Here is a 23034-nt window from a genome sequence, read left to right as displayed (position 1 = left end):
AACAACAAGAAGAGCAAAAACGCCAAGCTGATGAACAAGCTCGTAAACAACAAGAGGAACAGAAAAAAGCACAGCAAACTCAAACACAACCTGCTTCAGGAAATACTAGTAGTGCATATTACAAAAATTGTGCTGCAGTTAGAGCTGCTGGGAAAGCTCCCCTATATAAAGGACAACCAGGTTATGCCTCACATCTTGATCGTGATGGCGATGGAGTTGCATGTGAAAAATAGTAGTAAAAAAGAAGCTTCTAGTAAGCTTCTTTTTTACTTTCATAAAGGAAAGATTACAATCCACGATTTGCAATTTTTAAAATGTGAAATTGCATGTGAAGATTGCTCTGCTTCTGTTTGTAGTATTGATTCTCGCGCACACGATTATTCCTCCATATCCCATCAGCTTCAGACACTCGTAGTTTTTCCAAAAAACATTAGCTTTATAGGATGCCACTGAAAAAGTGGTTACTTTGAAAAAATAACACGTATTTTATCAATATGTTGAAATGAAAAATGTATTTTTATAGTTCCACAGCTTCTCTTAAGTTTATGGGGATATATAATGTCCCCAGATTTATGCTTTTTTCAATCTATACAAAAACTCCTGTACTTTTCTACAGGAGTTTTGAAAATTTCCCCAGAGTTATAACACCCATGTTGTCACCTAATATAAAGTGAAACTTTAATCAGCCCTCACCAATCGGGCTTTTATGGACAGCCCATTAAAGCGGAATAAATAATTAAAGTTTGTATTGTATATTAACTTATATATTCAGTTTGTTTTTTCCACGTATTCTCCATCTGTTCAAGAGTTTTACCTTTCGTTTCAGGAACTAACTTCCAGACAAATAAGGCAGAAAGTACACTCATTAAACCATAAAAACTATATGTTAGTCCCCCGCTATATTCCATCATCATTGGGTATGTAGATGAAATGAAATAGTTAGCCGCCCATTGAGCAGCTACTGCAATGGCTACAGCTTGCCCACGGATTTTATTAGGGAAAATTTCTGAAATTAATACCCAACAAATCGGCCCCCATGACATCATAAATGAAGCTGTATAGACAATAATAAATATGAGAGTACCAATTCCAATGATATTAGCAAAAGCCATGCTTGCTACACCAAACATTCCAATTGCCATACCAATAGAACCCACTATTAATAATGGTTTTCTTCCCCATCTATCAACTGTTAAAATAGCGATAACTGTAAATATAACGTTTACTAATCCCATAATAATGGTTTGCATCATAGAGGAATCTTTAGCTGCTCCCATACTTTCAAAAATGCGGGGAGCATAATATAAGGCAACATTTATGCCTACAAACTGTTGAAATACAGAAAGTAACACTCCGACAATAATAACTAATTTTCCATAAGAGAATAACTTTTCTGAGGAAACATTTATAGCCATAGTTTGTTTAATATCATCTAAAATAGCTTTAGCTTCTAAAGGACCATTAATCTTTGTAAGTATAGCCAGAGCCTTTTTGTCCTGATGCTGTATCGCTAGATATCGAGGTGTTTCAGGTACAAATAACAAAAGTATAGCGAATATTATAGCTGGAATTACCCCTGACGCAAACATGTACCTCCAGCCCACATCATTTATCCATTCTAGTGTTTCTCCATTCGCAATACCCCAGTTAACAAAATAAACCACTAACATACCAAAAATAATCATAAATTGATTAAATGACACTAACCTACCACGAATATCAGCTGGAGCAATTTCCCCTATATATATCGGACAAATAGCTGAAGCCAATCCAACGCCAATTCCACCTATGATTCGATAAAGGTTAAAAGCTAGTAACAAAACGATTGTTGGTTCACCCTTTGTAAAAAATAAAAATTCAGGATAAGATGCACCTAGCGCCGATACGATAAAGAGTATTGCTGCAATTATAAGTGATCTTTTACGACCGAATTTTGAAGCACAGTAGCCGGATATTACCCCTCCAATAATACATCCTATTAATGCACTTGATACAGTAACTCCATGTGCTAAGGAACCTAATCCAAGGCTGTCAATGAAGTAAACTTTCAATGATTCTTCCGCTCCAGATATTACAGCTGTATCATAACCAAACAATAAACCTCCAATTGCAGCTACTAATGTAATAGAAAAAATATACAGTGAGTTTCGTTTTTGCTTCATATTTAACTAAAGACAGGTTAATTTAATAGATTGCAAGGAATTCTATTCATCAATAATCTTTTTATGAAATAATCCATGTATGTGGTGATTATCTCAAGCATGTACTACACATTTTTGTAGCGCTTTCAAAAAAACTCATTTAATTAAGAATAAAATTTTTTTCCTTTTACCTGCAATTCTACTAACTGCCTTTATACTCCCCTCTACTTTAAATTTATATATTACTGTAGGAAAAATCATACTTATAAACCTTTAAAATTGCTCTTATTAATTAATCTATTCCTACGCTAATGTAAAACTAAAACAGGTTTTAGAATGATACTCTTTATCTTTTTCTAATAAAATAGAAGCAAATTCCCTATTATGAATGGAGTTGGGTGGACGTTGTGTTTCAAGGCATAGACCAAGATACTTTCGACAAGGAACACCCCTAATTTGAAAGTGATCTCCCAACATATTTCCTGTATATAAAACAACACATGGTTCATCCGTTTTTATGATCATTTTTCTTCCATTAGAATGATCAATCAAACAAATTTGCTGCTTATTCTCACCTAATAAAAATGGGTGATCATATCCTCTACCAACAATTTTATTTTGTGGGTGTTCCGATTTCACTCCACAAATGATCCTTTTTCCACTTCTAAAATCAAAAGGTGTATTTTCGACGTTAATTAACTTACTCGTGGGAAGTAATGAACGATTAAGTTCTAAGAATTGATCACTTTTTATAGTTAATTCATGCTGCAAGATATCTTTTTTTAGATTCCCACTTAAATTAAAGTAAGTATGATTTGTCACATTCAACAAGGTGTTCTTATCTGAAATTCCATAATAAGTAATGACTAATTCATTATTATTAGTTAGGGTATAAACTACACTCACTTTAAGATTTCCAGGATATCCTCCTTCACCGTCTGGGCTCATATAGGTAAATGTAATATTTATTTCATTAGGACTTTGACTAATAGAAGATTCCCAAATAACTTGATGAAAACCGTTAGGCCCTCCGTGTAAATGAGTTTCTCCTTCATTATTTGGTAGGTGGTATGTTACATCATCCAGATTGAAACTTGATGGATATATCCTCCCTGCAACTCGACCAATTACCGCACCAAAGTATGGTGAATATTTTAGATATTCTTCTAAACAATCAAAGCCTAAAACGATATTTTCTAAATTACCTTTCTTATCTGGTACATCAATTCTAGTAATCGTACATCCTAAATCAATACAAGTGATTTTCATTCCTTGATCATTCATCATGGTAAATGATTTTACTTCTCTACCATCTACCTCACCAAAAATCTCCTCTTTTACATTCATTTTAATCTCCTCATAAAATGAAATTTTAGCCATTCCTCACCTATCGAGCCTTTACGGGCAGTTTATCCCCCATCTAACCTCTTTTACTTTCACCACATCTTGAGTTGGGATCTTACTGCCTGCCTATAGCGGGATAAACATAAGTTCTGTGAGTTGAAATTTGTAACAAGTTAATTTTTTCTAAATTCATTTAATCCTTTATTTAGCTTTTTTGTTTGGCCATATATATCTTTATATAAGCAATACAGTCGGGCGTATAATCTAACATTTTCTGAAATAGGACTATATGTTTTTGAAGAAGAGATAAACAAATTTGCACATTCATCTAAAGACTTATACCAGCCAGCCCCATAAGCAGCTAGTATGGCTGCCCCTAATGCTGGTCCTTGCTCAGTAGATAATTTTATAATTTTCGCATTAAAAATATCTGCTTGAATCTGAAGCCATGTATCATTTTTTGCTCCGCCACCAATTGATACAATAGCATCAATATTCTTACCACTTTCCCGAAAAATTTCAATTGATTCATTTAATGAAAAGGTAATTCCCTCGATGATCGCCCGTACAAAATCCCTCTTTTTATGTGAAGAATCAAGACCAATAAAGCTTCCACGAATATTAGCATCCGCATGCGGTGTGCGTTCCCCTACCAAGTAGGGAGTAAACAAAAGTCCGTTTGATCCAATTGGAACATTTGTGATATCATTCAGTAACTCTTCAAATGTTTCATTTTCAGCAAAATTATCCCTAAACCAATTTAAACTATGGCCAGCCGATAATGTTACGCCCATCGTATAAAAAGCATTTTCCTTTCCATGATTAAAATAATGAACTTTCCCATTAAATTCTCTATTATTTCGCTCTTCATAAGAAAGTACGACACCAGATGTTCCAATACTGCATAACGTTTTTCCTGATGATAAGATCCCTGATCCAATCGCTCCACAAGCATTATCAGCTCCACCTGCAAACACTTTAGTTAATGAGGATAGACCAGTCTTTTGAGCGAATTCGTCATTCACTGTCCCTACACACTCATTTGATTCTACTAAAGGTGGACAAATGTTTATATCAATGCCAACTATTTCACAAAGCTCTTTACTCCATGTTTTCTCGCTTATATTTAACAACAAAGTTCCAGCAGCATCTGAATATTCACTGTGAATGAAACCAGTCATTCTAAAGCGCAAATAGTCTTTAGGCAACATAAATACAGCTACTTTTTTAAATATTTCTGGTTCGTGCTGTTTAACCCACAATAACTTAGGTAGAGTAAAACCTTCCAACGCTTGATTTTTAGTTATCTCTAAAAGACTTTTTTCATCGATCATTTCATATATTTGCTCGCATTGTTCAGTCGTTCTCGTATCATTCCACAGAATAGCATTACGTAAAAGGTTATTATTTTTATCTAACAGTACAAGACCATGCATTTGTCCAGAATAACTAATTCCCTCTATGTCTTCTGGTCTAATTTGAGATTCGAATACTAATTCCTGTAATGCGCTAGTCGTCTGCTGAACCCACTCCTCTGGATTTTGCTCACTATACCCTGTCTTTTCATGAATAAGTGGATAGCTTTTAGAAACCTCTGCACAGAGCACACCTTTTGAATTAACTAAAAGTGTTTTCACAGCACTCGTTCCTAGATCAATCCCAATCACATATTTCATGTTCATACCTCCACCTGTACAAAAGAGGGCATAGATTGATACCAACCTTTTTACCCTCTTTCGCAAATTAAACTTCTAAGATATATTGATTTAAGATTGCCTTTAATCGTTCTTGTTTTCCTGATTGGTTCTTAATAATTGAGTTTTGTAATGCATACTGCTCTAATGTATGGAAATTTGCTCTTCCTTCAACAATTTCAAGACCAATACCGTCTCTAAAACTGTGGTAACGTTCGTCAATAATGTTTTCAAATACACGATCTTCTAATAATTTATGAGCTACTTTTAGCCCTCTAGCAAATGCATCCATTCCAGCGATATGAGCATATACTAAATCTTCTTCTTCAAAGGATGCTCTACGTACTTTTGCATCAAAGTTTAATCCACCACTACCTAGTCCGCCATTTTGAAGAATTTCATACATTGCTAAAGTTGTAGAATATAGATTCGTTGGAAATTCATCTGTATCCCATCCTAAAAGAGGGTTACCTTGGTTTGCATCGACTGATCCTAAAAAGCCTTGCACCCTCGCTACTCGTAATTCATGTTCAAAAGTATGGCCAGCTAAAGTTGCATGATTAGCTTCAAGGTTTAATTTAAAATGATTTTCTAGCCCATATTGTCTCAAGAATGAAATAGTCGTAGCAGCATCTGTATCATATTGATGTGTTGTTGGTTCTTTGGGTTTAGGTTCAATTAAGAATTGCCCTGTATATCCAATTTCTTTTGCATAATCTACGGACATTTGCATAAATCTAGCTAGGTTATCCAACTCTAATTTCAGATTTGTATTTAGTAATGTGTCATAGCCTTCACGACCGCCCCAGAATACATAATTTTCCGCACCTAGCTCTTTGGCAGTTTCAAGTCCCTTTTTCACTTGTGCAGCTGCATAAGCAAATACATCTGCGTTACAAGAGGTAGCTGCACCATGGACGAAACGAGGATTTGTAAACATATTAGCCGTATTCCATAACAATTTTACATTGCTTGTTTTCATATAATCTTTAATCATAGTTACGATTACATCTAAATTTTTATTTGTTTCTCTCAACGTGCTCCCTTCAGGTGCAATGTCTCGATCATGAAATGCAAAGAAAGGAACATTTAATTTTTCAAAGAGTTGAAAGGCTGCTTCCACTCTAGCTTTCGCTAAATCCATTCCATCGTATTTATCCCATGCTCTTTGCATTGTAGCAGCACCAAATGGATCTGTACCATCCGCTGTAAATGTGTGCCAATAAGCAATAGAGAAACGAAGTTGCTCCTTCATTGTTTTATCGCCAACTATTTCTTCCGGATTATAGTATTTAAAAGCTAAAGGGTTTTTAGAACCTTTACCTTCGTATAAAACTTTGTTTACGCTTTCAAAATAACTAACTTTATTTGTACTAGATTGAGCCATTTGTTGCGTCCCCCTTTAATTTAGCTAAAATAAATTATTAAATTACATTTCAAGTTAATCTTAGTTTGTTGCGCCAATAAACTAACTTTCTTATATAATATATAAAACGATTAGTTATTTCAATGATTTTTTTAGAATGATTAGTTATAATATACAATGATATATAACATATTCAGAGTTTCCAATTTAATAAAAAAGACAATCTTAGTTTACTGAATAAACAAAAGGAGAGATTATCATACATATTGCAGACCAAACTTTAGTTAAAAAAATAAACCAAAAGCTAATATTGAATGAAATCTTAAAAAATTCACCCATTTCTAGAGCAAAACTATCTGAAATAACAGGCCTCAATAAATCCACTATTTCTTCCCAAGTAAATACACTACTTGAAAATAAGTTTATTTTTGAAATAGGAGAAGGACAATCTAGGGGTGGAAGAAGACCTGTGATGCTTGTATTTAACAAAAACGCAGGATATTCTATAGGAATAGATGTAGGTGTTGATTATATCAATGGGATTTTAACAGATTTAGAAGGCAACATAGTTCTTGAAAAATCCTATAATCTACCTATTCCCTCTTCAGATGAAGTAAAAGAAATTCTATTTACAATCATCAAATATTTTGTAAGCCATATGCCTGAATCTCCTTACGGGCTAATAGGAATAGGTATATGTGTACCAGGCCTTGTAGACAAACAACAAAAAATCATTTTTATGCCTAACTCTAAATGGGAAATAAAAGATTTAAAAGCTGTAATTGAAACAGAATTCAATGTGCCCGTTTTCATTGAAAATGAAGCAAATGCTGGCGCTTATGGAGAAAAAGTGTTTGGGAATACTAAGAACTTTTCCAATATCATTTATGTAAGTATTAATGTTGGAATAGGTATCGGAATTATTATTAATAATGAATTATATAAAGGGATTAATGGATTCTCAGGAGAAATGGGACATATGGCCATAGATTTTAACGGTCCAAAATGTAGCTGTGGAAATCGCGGATGCTGGGAACTATATGCTTCAGAAAAAGCATTATTAAATTCATTTTTTAAAGATGGAAAGGCAATTTCATGCCACGAAATTATTGAGCTTGCACATAAAAATGACGTAGAAGTCTTAAATGCTTTGCAAAATTTTGGTTTCTACATAGGTATTGGTCTGACAAATATTTTAAATACTTTTGATGCCGAAGCCGTTATTCTAAGAAATCACATAATAGAATCTAACCCTATTGTTTTAAACGCAATCAAAAATGCAGTCTCTTCTAGAGTTTATTCTCAAATAGAAGGCACCTATGAGTTGTTGCCTTCTTCTTTAGGAAAAAATGCTCCAGCGTTAGGTACAACTTCAATTGTTATTGAACATTTTTTAAATAAATGAATCAAATAGATACAAATCATTTCAAATAAGGGCGCTATTTACTTGCGCTCTTATTTGAATACTTAACTTCACTCCTGACACATTATTTATAAATTAAATACAGTACGTTGAAAAATGCTTTCTATATGACATAGTCGTCACTGCAATGCCTTTTGAGTAGCTTGAATAGCACTTTGTATTCCACTAAACGTAATAACCACTTTACTATACGGCCTCATTCTGGGTCAAATATCAAAATATGAATTAAAACTTTCATTGTTAAACCAATGGTTAATACCAGCTCCGACAATACTCATTGAGCGACCGTTCATATCAACAGCATTTTGCGCGAACTCACGAGCGATTTGAATAATAAGCTCACGTTTTACCCCTGTCATTTTCTCTTGCCATGCAGGTGTAAACGGCATCTCATCATTGAAGTCTTTCGGTTCTTGTCCGCCGAGTCCTCGGTTCACACCGTAATTTGCTAACGTTAAGTCGTATACAGTTGTAACGAACACTTCGCCTTCTTCTGTCGTAATTTTTTTCACTGGAATGGTACGTTCTAATACTTTGTTTCCATCATCAGAGAAGTATGGAATTTGTACCGTACCAACTGCATCTTCCATTCCAAGTAAAGAAAGACGTGGATCAATCTTTTCACCTGTTTCTTCATCTTCTAAACGTAAGTTCCACTTCTTTTCGTTATCCCAACATGACCCCATTGTGCCATGAGGTGTTGTAAAATCATTCGTATTCTCGTTCCAAAGTACAGGTTTCCATTCTCCTAACTTCGTTTCGCGTCCAATATCAGAAGCATTTAAGAAACGATCAGCAACGAATTGACCTCCTTTTTGTTTCAATGTGACGAAGAAAGGAAAATCAGTATATTGCTTCGCATACTTTGTGAAGTATTCCACTTGATTATCTACGTAAAATTCTTGTAAGATTACGTGCCCCATTGCCATCGCAAGTGCATCGTCTGTACCTTGTTTCACACTAATCCAATCATCCGCAAACTTTGTAGATTCAGCGAAGTCAGGACTGACAGAAACAACTTTCGTTCCTTTATATCGAACCTCTGCTAAAAAGTTTGCATCTGATGTTCTTGTCATTGGTACATTTAAGCCCCATGTCATAATGTAACCAGAGTTATACCAGTCACTACTTTCTGGTACATCTGTTTGATCGCCCCAAATTTGTGGAGAAGCTGGTGGTAAATCTGCGTACCAATCATAGAAGCTAAGCATCGGTCCACCCATAAGTTGCATAAAGCGACTACCTGCAGCATGACTTAACATCGACATAGCTGGAATTGGTGAGAAACCGACATTTCGGTCTGGACCGTATTTCATTACTGTGTACAGTAATGATGCTGAAACGAGTTGTAATACTTCATCCCAATTCGCACGAATGAATCCCCCTTTACCACGCGCCTGCTTATACGTACGTGCCTTTTCAGGGTTTTCCACAATGCTTTTTCAAGCTTCTAGTGGTGACTCGTTATTTTGTAATTCTTCTTGCCACATATTCCAAAAAACACCACGTACATACGGATATTTCACACGAAGTGGACTATAAATATACCAAGAAAAACTTGCTCCACGTGGACATCCTCGCGGTTCAAAATTAGGCATATCAGGACCTGTAGTCGGATAGTTAAGCTCCTGCCCTTCCCAAGTTACAATTCCATCTTTCACATAAATGTTCCGACTACATGAACCAGTACAGTTCACGCCATGTGTAGAACGAATTACTTTATCATGTTGCCAACGCTTTCTGTACACATTTTCCCATTCGCGATCTTCATATGTTTCTTGTGTATGATTATCGTTATAACGATCTATTGGTGAAAAATATTTTAAACATCTCATTAGTGCTGAAGGTTTCTTCTTCATACTGTTCACTCCTTTAATACGTCTCTCTTACATACCCTTACTATAAAAGAGGTTGTAAAATACAGGTGTGACATTTCGCACAGTTCAAGAGATTGTCAAAAATTTAGTAGAAAATAAGTTTGTGAGAAAATCTTTTTTCCGTTGTGAAGTTTTATGGTTAATCGTGATTATTAGGAGAATGGTATTTTGAGGTATCGACTATTTAAAAAAAGAAAAAACGTAGGAGAAATTCCTGCGTTTTGCTTTATAAATCTATTAAAAAGAGTTTTGATATTATTTCAAAAATGACATAAGGAAAAGATGAGAAATTGTATAAAATAGTTTTTTTCTTTAAAAAACTATTTTATATCCAGACATATTTTACATAAAACTACAAATCATTATTTACCATATTGCCCTTAGTTACGGAAACAATTATACTAGATGTACTCACAATAAATAATCTGAATATTCTCAGAATTTAAGGTAAGAGCTTTACTACTCGCAAGTAGAAGAATACATTCTATTTTTCACTAAATAGATTAGAAAACGATAATAACACATTAGGAGGATTACGATGCACCAGCTTGATTCATTACATCCCATTATAGAAAAAATAATTAACAATATTGAAAAGTTAATGGTCGGAAAGCGAAAAGAAACACTATTAGCTTTAACAGCTCTCTTAGCTGAAGGTCATGTACTATTAGAAGATGTTCCTGGCGTTGGGAAAACGATGTTAGTACGTGCTCTTTCTAAATCTATTGATGCTGATTACAAACGTATTCAATTTACACCTGATTTACTTCCATCAGATGTAACAGGTGTTTCTATTTACAATCCGAAAGAGCTCCAATTTGAGTTCAAGCCTGGACCAATCATGGGGAATTTTATACTTGCTGATGAAATTAATCGTACATCTCCCAAAACACAATCCGCCTTACTTGAAAGTATGGAAGAAGGCAATATTACAATTGATGGTATGACAAGACCGTTACCCAAGCCATTCTTTGTAATGGCTACACAAAATCCTGTTGAATATGAGGGAACATATCCTTTACCAGAAGCACAGCTCGATCGTTTCTTGTTGAAACTAAAAATGGGATATCCTACACAAGAAGAAGAATTTGAAATTTTAAACCGGATGGAAAAAACACCCCCCCTCTCCCATTTACAAGCTATTACTACAATAGAAGAATTACTTTATTTACAGCAAAGCGTACGGGAAATAAGCGTGGACAAAGCGATTAAGCATTACATTGTAAAGCTTGTTAGTCAAACTCGGTCTTATAGTTCTATACAACTAGGTGCAAGTCCGCGTGGCTCGATTGCTTTAATGAAAGCTTCACAAGCTTATGCATTTATTCATGGCAGAAATTATGTTATTCCAGACGATGTTAAATTTTTAGCTCCTTACGTGTTGGCTCACAGACTCATTTTAAAAATGGAAGCAAAATTTGAAGGAATAACAGGAGAACAAGTTATCGCAAAAATCGTTGCACGAACTACCGTGCCTACCCAAAGGAAGATGAACCTTTGATGAAAAGGATTCTACGAGTACTCTATCATTTTATTAAGTTATCATTCATTCCGTTATGCCTAGTCTTAACATTTTTATACGCTATGCTTCAAGGAGGATTTGTAAGTTGGTTTTTGTTTTACAGTACAATTCCTATTGGCCTTTATTCACTATTACTCCCCTTCTATGCTTTGCGGAACGCTGAAGTAATACGAATAACAAATCAAGACGAATATGCAGCAGGAGAACCTTTTTTAAGCACCATTACAATAAAAAGAAGATTTCCTTTTCCATTACTTTACTTAATTATAGAAGATGAATTACCATCACAATTTACAAAGTGTAAACAAACGAAGATGAATAAAGTAATACTTTTTCCAGGATTGAAGCGAAATATTTCGTTTCAATATGCAATCGACACAATCCCTAGAGGAGAGCATACTTTTTCAAGCGTACGTGTCAAAACTGGCGATTTATTCGGTATGATGGAGAAAGAAGTAATTTTTTCAGTTCCAGATACATTTTTAGTCTACCCTCAGTATGTAGATATAACATATCGACAAATGGAAAATCATTTCGAACAAGGAGCACTTTCAGCAAATATAAATTTAGTAAAAGACTCTACCATTTCTGTCGGTGTGAGAGACTATAAACCTGGTGACCGCTTTTCATGGATTGATTGGAAAGCAACTGCACGAACAAACAACATTATGACAAAAGAGTTTGAACAACAGCGCAGCCATAATATTATGATATTCATGGATAGAACCCCATCCCCTCTATTCGAATCAGTCGTCACATTTACTGCCTCTATTGTCAGATCTGTTTTGAAGCAAAATTCACCGGCGTCATTCGTATCTGTCGGAAAAGAACGAACCTTTTTCCCTTTAAACAATGGAGATAGTCAGTTACATCAAATCTTTTGTCATTTAGCGAAAGTACAAGCGGACAGTGTATTCCCGCTCTCCCGAAGTGTAGAAATGGAATTAAGAAAAGTTTATGAGCCCGTAACGATTATACTCGTGACAAGTGATCTTTCTCCCGATATTCAAAAGGCAGCTGACTATGCTGCTATAAAAAATAGAAAATTAATGGTGTTTGTCGTAAAAGAAAAAGCAAATCAACTATCACATCGAGAACTTAGTATTCTAGAAACTCTACAAAAACGAAAAATATTTGTAAATGTGGTTTATGGAAACCAGTATACAAACGTGTTTTTTGAGGTGAGCAAATGATAACATTACAGACAAAAAAACAATGGGATATGACTAGATTTTTCATGCATGCATGCGCATTTCTACTTTTACTAGAATGGCTAAGGCCCCTCATCGGTATTACAAACGTAGGTAGATTAGATATTTTTGTAATATTTATAGGGATTTGCTTCACTCTCTCTTTTTTTCAAACAAAGTGGCAGATTCCAATAAAAGTCTTCACGATTTTATTCACCATTCATTTCTTATACTATAAAAATGCTTTTATAAATCCATCTTGGTTAACAAAATTTTTTAATGATATTTCTCAAAATTCCTCTCTGTTATTTCAAGGGAATTTGCTAGATATTTCTCCAGTTTTTCCAACACTTTTATTTTTTTTATCATTTTGGTTTTTGAGTGCTTTCATCTCTTTTTGGATGATTCATAAAAAACGTGGGTTGTTATTTCTTATATTGACTATTATTTATATCACCGTTTTTCATAACTTACATTTATACAATGCAAACTACGCTATTATTCGTACTGTTGTCATCGGCTTTTTTATGCTTAGTCTTCTTCGCATAGAACGAATAAAAGAGAGTGAACACTTACAAAATTATGCTAGAGAAATCTCAAAATTACTTAGACCTCTTACAATATTTATTGTATTGTCAGCAACCATCGCATACTTCGCTCCAAAATTTGGTCCTCAATGGCCCAACCCAATGGATTTTTTAAAATTCAACACATCCGAAGCAAGTAAACAGCAAGAAGTTTCTAAAATTGGGTATGGTTTAGATGACTCACGATTAGGTGGTCCTTTTAAAGCAGATCCTACAATTGTTTTTACAGCCGCAACGCAAAACAAACAATATTGGAGAGTAGAAACGAAAGATTTTTATACCGGAAAAGGATGGGAAGTTTCTGAAAATCAAAAGAAGATTTCTTTTAAAAATAAAAATGACGTGGTGAGTTGGTACGAACAAAATACAAAAACGGAGACAACTAAGGCAACAATCACCATGCAAAAAAGTTATCCTCACCTTACCTATCCAGCAGGGTTAATATCAGTTGAGGCTTCTTCTGATATATCATACAGCGTTGACCCATTTTCTGAAAAAATCTATACGATGGACGGAAACTCTTCCACTACTTTACATTCATATAAAGTAACGTATGAGGTCCCGGAGTTTTCCATAGAAAACTTAAAAGCTGTAAAAACGAATGAAGGTCAGGAAACAAATCCTTATTTCATAACAAAGTACACGCAACTTCCAGAAGCATTACCGCAGCGAGTAAAAGACTTAGCTAGTAGTCTAACAAAGGATAAAGACACCCGATACGATAAAGTATTAGCTATTGAAAACTATTTCACCGACCATTCTTTTGTATATGAAACAACGAATGTCTCATTCCCTACCAAAAACCAAGATTATGTAGATCAATTTCTTTTCGATACAAAAAGTGGCTACTGTAATAATTTTTCGACATCTATGATCGTGTTACTTCGTTCTGCCGGGATTCCAGCTCGCTGGGTAAAAGGTTATACAGAAGGAACTCTTGACAATACGCTGGTGGGTGCTGAAGGTGAGGATGTTTATAAAGTCGCGAACGATAACGCACACTCTTGGGTCGAAGTATATTTCCCAGAATACGGATGGATTCCATTCGAACCGACAAAAGGATTTACGAATCCCTATAATTTTATAAATAATACTCCTGCTCCTACTCTACAAAATAGCGAAGAAACTAATTCTCAAAACGCGCAAATGCACGAAAGAAACAATGAAGCAAAGCTTAAAAGTTTAATAGAAGATACTGAAGAAACTCCTACTAAAAAAATTACAAATGCTAAAAATAAATTTTCTTGGTGGTACGTATTCCTTTCTACGATACCAATTAGTATCATCGGCTACACTCTCTTCGCTACTAGAATGAAATGGATTACATTTTTTATCATTCTTTTCTATAAATATCGAAAAGATGATGCTGTTTATACAAAAGCTTACGATTCTCTCCTAAAACAATTTGCACGAATTGGTATACGACGAGACGAGAGTCAAACATTCCGAGAATATGCTCTCCATGTTGATACACTTTACAACTCGACGGATATGCAACAACTTACTTTCAATTATGAGAGTGCTATATATCAAAAAGGACAAGCCGCAGCAGAATGGAAAAAATCCGTACACTTATGGGAAGTACTTATGAAAAAAGCAACTTCTCCGCCTAAATCAAATGACTTCCATTCAGCCATTTAATCTTGGTAATGTGAATGTAAAGAAAACGCCTCAAAGAACAAAGTAGTTCTTTGAGGCATTTTTTAATTAAGTGAAACTCCTAGTTATTCCCAAGTACCTTCTCAATCTCAACCTCTAAATCAACCGGCTTCGTTTGCGGCGCAAAACGCCCTACTACTTTCCCGTCTTTTCCAATTAGAAATTTTGTAAAGTTCCATTTTACTGCTTTCATACCGAGTAAACCTGGTGCTTGTTCTGTCATGTATGTATACAGCGGATGAGCTTTATCACCTTTCACATCAATTTTTGCAAACATCGGGAAGTTTACACCGTAGTTTAATTCACAAAAGCTTGTAATATCTGCTTCTGTACCTGGTTCTTGTCCTCCGAATTGGTTACAAGGGAAACCGAGTATTTCTAGCCCTTGTTCTTTATATTTATCATATACTTCTTGTAATCCTTTATACTGTGGTGTAAACCCGCATTTACTAGCTACATTTACAATAAGAAGCGCTTTTCCTTCGTAATCTTTTAACGATTTTTCTTCCCCTGTTATCGTTTTAGCTGAAAAATCATAAACTGTCATTATCCTTGCCCCTCTCTTCACTATCATTCTATGTTTATACTATACTACATTCGTGAATATACAGCTCTTATTACGTATTTTCTTCCCACGATTGTAAACGCTTTATTTTCGTTCGAAAATTCGACACAAATTACTAGACTTTTATGATGGAAAGTTTTACAATTAAATTGTGAACAAAATGTGACAGTTTATATTCTATTATTATAGAAAAGGATGGTGTTCAATATGAAAACTGCACAACATGAAACGATTTCAAATCGCGAGTTTTATTTCGTACTATATATGATGTTATTGTATGTGATTGGCTGGGTAATCGATGTAAATGGTTTATTCTTAAGCTCCTACTTTAATTTAGCGGGAGAGATTATGCTTCCATTAGTTGGCGGCATTGTTGGACTATTCGTTATGTCTATTAATAAACAACAAAGACAATAAGAACATTACAAAAAGGCAGAAGACGAAACTTTCGTTTTCTGCCTTTTTGTATTTTTAGCGTATAATAGTTACATACCGTATATAAGGAGTGGTAAAGATGAAAAAAGTAGAACAATTATCTTCTCACCTATATCTGATTGATGATTTTGATTTACAACATAATGAACGAACTGGTACGTACGTTTTATTAGGTGATGATATTACTTTAATTGAAACTTGTGCAGCCCCTTCTCTTCCGTATATTTTAGACGGCTTACAACAATTACATATTGATTTAAACGAAGTTAAAAACATTATCGTTACACATGTTCATTTAGATCACGCCGGTGCTGCTGGTTTAATGATGGAAAAGTGCCCAAATGCTACTTTATATGTGCATTCTCGCGGTGCTCGTCATATGATTGATCCAACAAAACTCATTTTAGGTGCAAAAGCTGTGTACAAAGAAGATTTCGATAAACTTTTTGATCCAATTCTTCCAATTGAAGAAGAACGTGTTCATATTGTACAACATGGTGATACGTTACAAATTGCAGAAGACCGCATCCTTACATTTTATGATACACCGGGACATGCAAAGCACCATATTAGCATTCACGATTCATTAACAAACGGCATTTTTACTGGCGATACAATTGGAATTTATTATAGAGAACTTGCAGACGTTGGTGTAGAACTATATCTACCATCAACGTCCCCTTCACAATTCCAACCAGATGCGATGATTGCTTCTAAAAATCATATTCAAAGTATGAATGTAAATACTATTTATTTCGGCCATTACGGCGCATCATCCAATGTTACAGAAGTATATAAGCAACTAGAACATTGGTTACCTATTTTCGTTCATACTGGTAAAGAGGTCTTTGAAAAATATAATGATTTCGATGAGGCTACTAAAGCTTTGCAAACTGTATTAATGGATAAGGTCTCTTCTCACCTTACAAAGTTAAACGTTCCATCAGATCATTCCGTTTATAACATTTTACATCTAGATATAGAAATTAGTGCGATGGGCATTATAGATTATTTCACGAAGCAAGAAAAAGCAAACGCCACTATTAAATAACCGTAAAAGAAGAGATATACAGCAGTAGTTATTGTATATCTCTTCTTTTTTTGAATATATTTTGAGTAAAGGATGGTGGAATATAATGCAAAAAGTGATGCTATACCTCTGCTTTACATTATTTATCGTCTTATTATTATTTGTCGGAGTGAAAATTCAATTTTATTTAGATACAGACGCACAAGTAAACTTTAACGTTTATCCAAGATTATTCTACTTTACACTCTTCCCTCTTATAGTCGGCATTTTATTACGATTCCTTCAATCCATTAATCGTGAAACAAGTAAACAAAACTGGCGCTTTCAACCGGATAAATTTATCGCCATTACTGTGCCTACACTATTCATTTCCTTTTCTCCAGCTCTACTCTTTTCACCAGTTGGTGCATACCTACCTTATATAACTAATATTATTCTTATCAATACAACTTTTGTTACGATAATTAGTTTAATAGCTGGCTATTCCCTTTTAGATTGTTTTATACAAAAAGATACTGCACATATGAAAAAATATAATTGAATACTTCATTAAATCTTGCCAGTCAAGGATTATATTTCCTTGGCTTGTTGTTAGAATAATTGTATTCCAGTATAATACAGTAATCGAATAAAATTCAGAGGAATGATACAATGTTTTTTCAATTTTTTCTACTAGCAGTCATTATGTCTTTTATTAGTGGTCGACTAATTGGTACAAAATTAAATTTTTTCAAACAAGCAAGTGCGGCCACTTTAGGTGTTTCACTTACGTCAGCTATGTATTGGTTTTTATATTTACGCTATCAAGATGAATCGATTGTCGGTGTTGATAGATATTTTTGGCTAGGAAGCTCATTAATTGTATCGATGCTTTGTTACCTAGTTTTTGAATTATTTGATCCTATTAAGCGTGGCGAAATGGATGACGTATTAATAGAAAGCAGAAATCCTATTTCAAAATTCTTCGCTAAGATTGGTAGACAAAAAAGATATATGCGCGTCTCTTCTATTGCAATAAAACACGGAATGGGAAAATATTTAGCTTTAAAGCGCTCACCAGAAGTAGATCGTAAGCTCGCCACTTCCCTTCGAAATACACTGGAAGAATGCGGTGGTATATTTATTAAATTCGGACAAGTTTTATCAACTCGATCTGATTTACTACCTCCAGTTTTTATTTACGAGTTATCCAACCTTCAAGAAAATGTAACACGTTTATCACAACAACAAGTTGAAGAAATATTGCAAAAGGAACTACATATACCAAAAGATGAAATTTTCAGCTCCTTTGAAATGGAACCGTTAGCTGCTGCCTCTATTGGCCAAGTACATAAAGCGAAGTTGAAAGATAACGACCAGGATGTCGTCGTTAAACTACTACGTCCTAATATTTCTGAGACAATTAAACGTGACTTAGATATTTTAATTCACTTCGCTCTATGGATTTCCAACAAATCAACTTGGGCTAAAAATATCGGATTTCTTGATTTAGCACATGGCTTCTCTATCGCAATGAAAGAAGAAATTGATTTCAAAATTGAGGCTCGTAACTTCGAACAAGTGTCAGATTCACTAAAAAATAGTGAAACGACAGTAAAAATACCGAAAGTATATCAAGAATACAGTAATTCAAAAATACTTGTGCTTGAATTTTTAGATGGAGTAAGTGTTAAAAGTGGGTCAGCATTATTAAATGAATTACAAATTGATACGAAAAAAGTACAACGACAACTCTTTGATTGTATTTTAGAACAGATTTTCTTTAAAGGTATTTTCCATGCAGACCCTCATCCAGGTAATGTGTATATTCTTCGTGATGGCACTCCTGCATTACTTGATTTTGGTTCTGTCGGACGTTTAGGAACACTACAACAAGATGCATTCAAGAGACTGCTTATCGGCTTTGAGCGCAAAAATTCATATGTCTTGCTTGATGGACTGCTTCAATTAGTTGAAAAGAAACCAAATGTTGATAAAGAAGGATTAGAACAATCTATCAGTCAATTATTAATCCAAAGTACGTACGTTTCTACAAATAGTTCTGAAGAATTCATGCAAGGGTTATTTCAAATAATCGCTGAATTTGAATTAGCATTTTATCCAATGGTTGCAGGTGCTTTCCGCTCTCTCATTACGCTAGAAGGAACGATGGTACAACTAAATCCTGAATTCAATTTAATGGATGAAGCAAAGCGCTTTGCGAGAGATCATGCAGCTAGTTTCATGCCAATTAACAATTATTCAAATCTAAAAGAAGCTGCAACAAACGAATTACTTTCTATGTTACCTGCCATGCGACGCATTCCTAGAAAACTAGATGATTTAAGTTCAAAACTAGAAAACGGAGAACTATCCGTAAAGGTCGGCTTTTTCTCTGACGAAACAAATGCATCATTTATTACTACATTCATCTCACAATTCCTCATTGCATTTATTGGAACTGCATTTGGTGGGATTTCAGTAGGCGTATTGCATTTAGCAAACAATGCGAAAGAACCAAATGATCAATTTTTAAGTGTCGTTGGTTACTGTGGTTTATTTATAAGCGCGATATTGCTTGTAAGAGTAGCTATTCATGCAGTAAGGAAATTTAAGTAATATTAAAACGAGTATGAAATCACGTATATTTTATACTCGTTTTTTATAGTGTATATAGTCAATTTGTACTAGGAAATTTATGTTAAACTAAAGAAAATCACGTACTAAGCCAAATTACATTTCAATCAAGGGAGAATTATTATGTATAGACTTTTTGGATTCTCGTGTCTAATGTTTCTCGCAAGTATATGTTCTTTCTTTATTCTAAGAGGACCTCATACAAATTTAACCTTAATTATTACGATTCTAGGTATACTTTCATTACTAGGTATACTTTCATTACTAGGTATTATTTTTGCAATCGCATCAAAAAATTGGTTATTCAGAATAGTTGGTACTGCATTAAATGGCTTAATATTAGTAGTTGTATACTTCCTATTGCTAGCAAAAGGCATAGGTGGTTAATATATTTACGTTTCAATAAGAAAAGCTCGGAGCTTAGACTCTGAGCTTTTTTACTTATCTCACCTTTTCATCTACATACTCCATAAACTGCTCCGCTTTCATAAATCTTTCTTTATATGCCTCAGGTACTTCTTCTACTTTTATTGCACCAGTTGATTTTGTTTTCACTCGTACTATTTCATGTGTCATTAAAGCTTCCATATAGCGATCAAACTCTTCTTGCGTTAATACTTCTTTACTAGATTTATGACCATTTAATTTATCAAAGTATGGTTGAAGGCCCATACTTACCGTTTTCATTTCTTCTCTTTTTTCTGGTGATAATGCATCATAATCAATATTACCGTTCGCATCTCCGTACGCAAGCTTTGCATTTGTTAATTTCTTTAGTTCTTTTGTAAACACTTCATATTCTTTTGTCCCCATTTCATCTTTCGCTTCTGATAGCTTTGCACTAAAACGCATGTACGCCTCTAATGTCATCGTTCCAGCATGTTTTTTTAAGTTTTCAAAAGACCCGTATATACCATCTGCCATAATAGATTGATACGCAAAACCAGTTGTCGGGATTAAAAAGGCCGCTGCAAGAACTCCTGCGATAAGGCGTTTTTTCACCTTACTTCCACCACGATTCATTTTTATTTGAACGATTACTTTTTCTTTTAACTCCGGCGGTGCAACAATCCCCTTCGCTTCTTCTTGTATAGATTCTCGAACCTTACAATCTAAACTCATTTCACATTCCCTACCTCTCCTAAAAAGATTTCTTCTACTTGCTCTTTTTGACGTAGTTTCTTTAAGGCCGAATGAATTCTAGATTTCACAGTACCAATTGGAATATGTAATATTTGTGCTACTTCTTCTTGTGAGTAGTCGTGCAAGTATCTTAAAATAATAACTTGTTTCAATTTATACGGTAATTTATGAATAAGTTCGATTAGCTTTTGATTTGATATTTTACTTACAACATCGTTAGAAAAATCAATTTGTACCGGTTTTCTCTGCTCTTCTGCTTTTTTTATAATTCGTAGTCGCATCCACCTCTTTCTTCTATAAGAGTGAATTTGTTTAATCGCAAGTCCAATTAGCCAAGGACGAAATGGCTTCTCGCTATCATACTTACGAAGCGATTCATATAGTTGTATGTATATTTCTTGAACGACATCATCTACATCCGCTTTATCATCTATTAAAAAATGTGCTGTCTTATATACTTCGTGAATCGTTACATCATACAATTCGCTATACGCTTCTTTATTGCCTGATAAAGTTAATTGGATCAAATCTGTATACACTGTTTCATCCTTCATGTACCATCCCTCCTTTGTCTTACACTTTATATTGGCAAGTAATCCATATTTCGTTCGATTTTTTCAAAAGTTTTTATATAAATTAATATAATGATTCAATACGTTCATAAGCTTCACTTATAACCTTGCATAACTATTATATAATTTTCCAATTTCTGATAAAGATTTAAAATGATTTATATAGTCAAATTTAGGGGGATAAATAATGAAAGCTATCATTGTAACATCGTTCGGTGGTCCTGAAGTGATGAAATATACAGATGTGGATATGCCGGTTATTTCAGAAAATCAAGTTTTAATTCGCGTTGTTGCTACAAGTGTAAATTTCGCTGACATTAAATCACGTTATGGCAAAAAAGGAAATAAAGCACTACCTTTTATTCCAGGGATAGATGTCGCTGGTATAGTAGAACGTGTCGGCTCTCATGTGAAAAATATAAACCCTGGACAACGTGTCATTGCTTTTCCTCAAAATGGATCTTATGCAGAATACGTTGTTTCAAATGAAAATCTTACTTTCGTATTACCTGATGAAGTCGACTTTCAAACTGCAGCTGCTTGTCCGATTGTATCTTTTACAAGTTATAATTTACTCGCAAATGTTGCAAGGCTTCAACAAGGCGAATCAGTACTCATTCATGCGGCTGCTGGTGGAATCGGTACTACAGCTATTCAACTTGCAAAACTATTAGGGGCTGGAACAGTTATCGGTACTGTCGGAAGTGAAGCAAAAAAAGAAATTCCTTTATATGCTGGAGCTGATTATATAATTTGTCATCAGAATGAAGATTTTGCAGAGAAAGTCAATGAGCTGACAAACGGTGAAGGGGTTGATGTAATTTTAGATTCTATTTCTGGAACTGTTTCGGAAAGAAGTTTAAAATGTCTTGCTTATTACGGTCGCCTCGTTCATTTCGGTAATGCTAGTGGTGAAATTGGCAATTTCCAAACGAAAGATTTACATGCAAGTTGCCGTTCTATACTCGGTTTTAGCTTTGGAACTACACGAAAAAAACGTCCTGAACTACTCCAAGCAACTGCAAATGAAGTATTCCGTTATTTGCGTGACGGGCGTTTGCAAATAACGGCTACGAAATCTTTTCCACTCCAAGATGCAGGGAAAGCACATGAATGGGTCGAAAGTAGAAAAAGTACAGGGAAAGTAATACTAACTGTTCAGTCATCTTCCTGAAATGAATACTTGAAACCGAGGTGTCATTCATGGGATCACGAATTATGCATGCTATTATCGCTAACGGTATTGCCGAAAAACTATGTATTCAAGATAAAACTTCTTTCATACTCGGAGGTGTAGCCCCTGATGCGGTTCATTCAACAGAAGAAAAAGGAACTTCACATTTTTACGCAGGCACGACGAAAAACTATACGAGAAGGATAGATTTCAATTCTTTTTTTCAAAAATATAGAGCCCATATGGATTCCCCTTTTCTTTTAGGCTATTACACCCACCTCATTGCCGATGACAATTGGCTAAGCGGCTTTTTTCTACCTTGGCTAAAAAATAGAATAGAAAATGACGAAACGATTGCACCTATGTACTATAACGATTTTAAATTGTTAAATGCAAAGTTGCTTCATCATTACGATAAAGAACAACAGCTCTTCTCTCTTCTCAATCAAGAGGCTCACATTGTGGATATTGAAGAGGTTTCTAAAGAAAACGTTTTGGCTTTTCGAAAGTATCTTTTTGAAGATATGTTGTATCCAGAGCAACATTTGCATGAAGACTTACAGGTATTTACGTTTAATCAAATGGTCGGTTATATGGAAACTGCTATTGAAAAAGGTGCATTTTATATTAATCAACTCTCCAATGAAAAATTCATTTCAAAGATTTAATCCCCCTCAATATGTTTGAGGGGGATTT

The 23034-nt window shown here is 34.5% G+C and carries 19 protein-coding genes and 1 pseudogene; 12 read left to right on the top strand and 8 right to left on the bottom strand.

The window, feature by feature from the left end; genetic code table 11:
• The coding region (locus tag RTP99_RS03995; protein ID WP_312364187.1) for an excalibur calcium-binding domain-containing protein at positions 1-233 on the top strand (233 nt) is incomplete at its 5' end.
• A 522-nt stretch (positions 234-755) separates the two neighbouring features.
• Here RTP99_RS03995 and xylE read toward each other — a convergent pair.
• The 4 genes from xylE to xylA form a co-directional block, all read right to left on the bottom strand.
• The gene (gene xylE, locus RTP99_RS03990) at positions 756-2162 is read right to left on the bottom strand and encodes a D-xylose transporter XylE (protein ID WP_011040269.1); all 1407 of its coding nucleotides are present in this window, start codon (positions 2160-2162) and stop codon (positions 756-758) included.
• A 282-nt stretch (positions 2163-2444) separates the two neighbouring features.
• On the bottom strand, positions 2445-3488 hold the full coding sequence (locus tag RTP99_RS03985; RefSeq protein WP_001101055.1) for an aldose epimerase family protein: 1044 nt from the start codon (positions 3486-3488) through the stop codon (positions 2445-2447).
• 170 nt (positions 3489-3658) lie between these two features.
• Positions 3659-5161, bottom strand: a complete 1503-nt coding sequence (gene xylB, locus RTP99_RS03980) for a xylulokinase (protein ID WP_000878302.1) — start codon at positions 5159-5161, stop codon at positions 3659-3661.
• 67 nt (positions 5162-5228) lie between these two features.
• Positions 5229-6566 (bottom strand): xylose isomerase, encoded by a 1338-nt coding sequence (xylA, locus tag RTP99_RS03975; protein ID WP_000079401.1) that lies wholly within the window; start codon positions 6564-6566, stop codon positions 5229-5231.
• Between the two features lie 238 nt (positions 6567-6804).
• Here xylA and xylR point away from each other — a divergent pair, with 238 nt between their 5' ends.
• Positions 6805-7950 (top strand): transcriptional repressor XylR, encoded by a 1146-nt coding sequence (gene xylR / locus RTP99_RS03970; RefSeq protein ID WP_041184662.1) that lies wholly within the window; start codon positions 6805-6807, stop codon positions 7948-7950.
• 248 nt (positions 7951-8198) lie between these two features.
• Here xylR and RTP99_RS03965 read toward each other — a convergent pair.
• Positions 8199-9827 (bottom strand): annotated as a pseudogene (locus tag RTP99_RS03965) (molybdopterin-dependent oxidoreductase); the annotation flags it as partial.
• Between the two features lie 556 nt (positions 9828-10383).
• Between RTP99_RS03965 and RTP99_RS03960 the strand changes: the two are divergent.
• Genes RTP99_RS03960 through RTP99_RS03950 form a run of 3 tightly spaced genes read left to right on the top strand, consistent with a single transcriptional unit; the run spans position 10384 to position 14785 of the window.
• Positions 10384-11346 carry an AAA family ATPase gene (locus tag RTP99_RS03960; protein WP_000553998.1) on the top strand — a complete coding sequence of 321 codons (963 nt, stop codon included), beginning with the start codon at positions 10384-10386 and terminating at the stop codon, positions 11344-11346.
• Positions 11346-12560 carry a DUF58 domain-containing protein gene (locus RTP99_RS03955; RefSeq protein ID WP_000821920.1) on the top strand — a complete coding sequence of 405 codons (1215 nt, stop codon included), beginning with the start codon at positions 11346-11348 and terminating at the stop codon, positions 12558-12560. Before RTP99_RS03960 ends, RTP99_RS03955 begins: the two co-directional genes overlap by 1 nt.
• Positions 12557-14785, top strand: a complete 2229-nt coding sequence (locus RTP99_RS03950; RefSeq protein WP_000631782.1) for a transglutaminase TgpA family protein — start codon at positions 12557-12559, stop codon at positions 14783-14785. The genes RTP99_RS03955 and RTP99_RS03950 overlap by 4 nt, the downstream gene beginning before the upstream one ends.
• Positions 14786-14864: 79 nt before the next feature.
• Here RTP99_RS03950 and bsaA read toward each other — a convergent pair whose 3' ends face one another.
• Entirely contained in the window at positions 14865-15350 is a 486-nt protein-coding gene (gene bsaA, locus RTP99_RS03945) for a glutathione peroxidase (RefSeq protein ID WP_000219436.1), read from the bottom strand.
• A 225-nt stretch (positions 15351-15575) separates the two neighbouring features.
• Between bsaA and RTP99_RS03940 the strand changes: the two genes are divergently transcribed.
• The 5 genes from RTP99_RS03940 to RTP99_RS03920 all read left to right on the top strand — a co-directional run bounded on the left by RTP99_RS03940 (position 15576) and on the right by RTP99_RS03920 (position 19836).
• Positions 15576-15785 (top strand): DUF3925 family protein, encoded by a 210-nt coding sequence (locus tag RTP99_RS03940; protein WP_000844978.1) that lies wholly within the window; start codon positions 15576-15578, stop codon positions 15783-15785.
• A gap of 97 nt (positions 15786-15882) precedes the next feature.
• Positions 15883-16854 (top strand): MBL fold metallo-hydrolase, encoded by a 972-nt coding sequence (locus RTP99_RS03935; RefSeq protein WP_046646904.1) that lies wholly within the window; start codon positions 15883-15885, stop codon positions 16852-16854.
• 85 nt (positions 16855-16939) lie between these two features.
• A complete protein-coding gene (locus RTP99_RS03930) occupies positions 16940-17374 on the top strand; it encodes a hypothetical protein (protein WP_001174530.1) in 435 nt (144 codons plus the stop codon).
• Positions 17375-17484: 110 nt separating this feature from the next.
• Positions 17485-19431, top strand: coding sequence for an ABC1 kinase family protein (locus tag RTP99_RS03925; protein WP_000466002.1), 1947 nt, complete (start codon positions 17485-17487; stop codon positions 19429-19431).
• 141 nt (positions 19432-19572) lie between these two features.
• Entirely contained in the window at positions 19573-19836 is a 264-nt protein-coding gene (locus tag RTP99_RS03920; protein ID WP_000285968.1) for a hypothetical protein, read from the top strand.
• Positions 19837-19890: 54 nt separating this feature from the next.
• Here RTP99_RS03920 and RTP99_RS03915 read toward each other — a convergent pair whose 3' ends face one another.
• Both RTP99_RS03915 and RTP99_RS03910 read right to left on the bottom strand, forming a co-directional pair.
• Positions 19891-20571 (bottom strand): DUF3600 domain-containing protein, encoded by a 681-nt coding sequence (locus tag RTP99_RS03915; protein WP_000050659.1) that lies wholly within the window; start codon positions 20569-20571, stop codon positions 19891-19893.
• A complete protein-coding gene (locus RTP99_RS03910) occupies positions 20568-21146 on the bottom strand; it encodes a sigma-70 family RNA polymerase sigma factor (RefSeq protein ID WP_000651117.1) in 579 nt (192 codons plus the stop codon). The genes RTP99_RS03915 and RTP99_RS03910 overlap by 4 nt, the downstream gene beginning before the upstream one ends.
• A 205-nt stretch (positions 21147-21351) precedes the next feature.
• Between RTP99_RS03910 and RTP99_RS03905 the strand changes: the two genes are divergently transcribed.
• Together RTP99_RS03905 and RTP99_RS03900 are read left to right on the top strand one after the other, a co-directional pair.
• Positions 21352-22338 carry a quinone oxidoreductase family protein gene (locus tag RTP99_RS03905; protein ID WP_000644142.1) on the top strand — a complete coding sequence of 329 codons (987 nt, stop codon included), beginning with the start codon at positions 21352-21354 and terminating at the stop codon, positions 22336-22338.
• 29 nt (positions 22339-22367) lie between these two features.
• Positions 22368-23006: a zinc dependent phospholipase C family protein gene (locus RTP99_RS03900; protein ID WP_000535593.1), complete on the top strand. Its 639-nt coding sequence runs from the start codon at positions 22368-22370 to the stop codon at positions 23004-23006.
• The last annotated feature ends 28 nt before the right edge of the window (positions 23007-23034 follow it).

The organism is Bacillus sp. (in: firmicutes), from assembly GCF_031983925.1.
Lineage (GTDB): Bacteria > Bacillota > Bacilli > Bacillales > Bacillaceae_G > Bacillus_A > Bacillus_A pacificus.
Note: the sequence above shows the minus strand (reverse complement) of the source record. Positions and strands in the feature narration are given on the sequence as shown.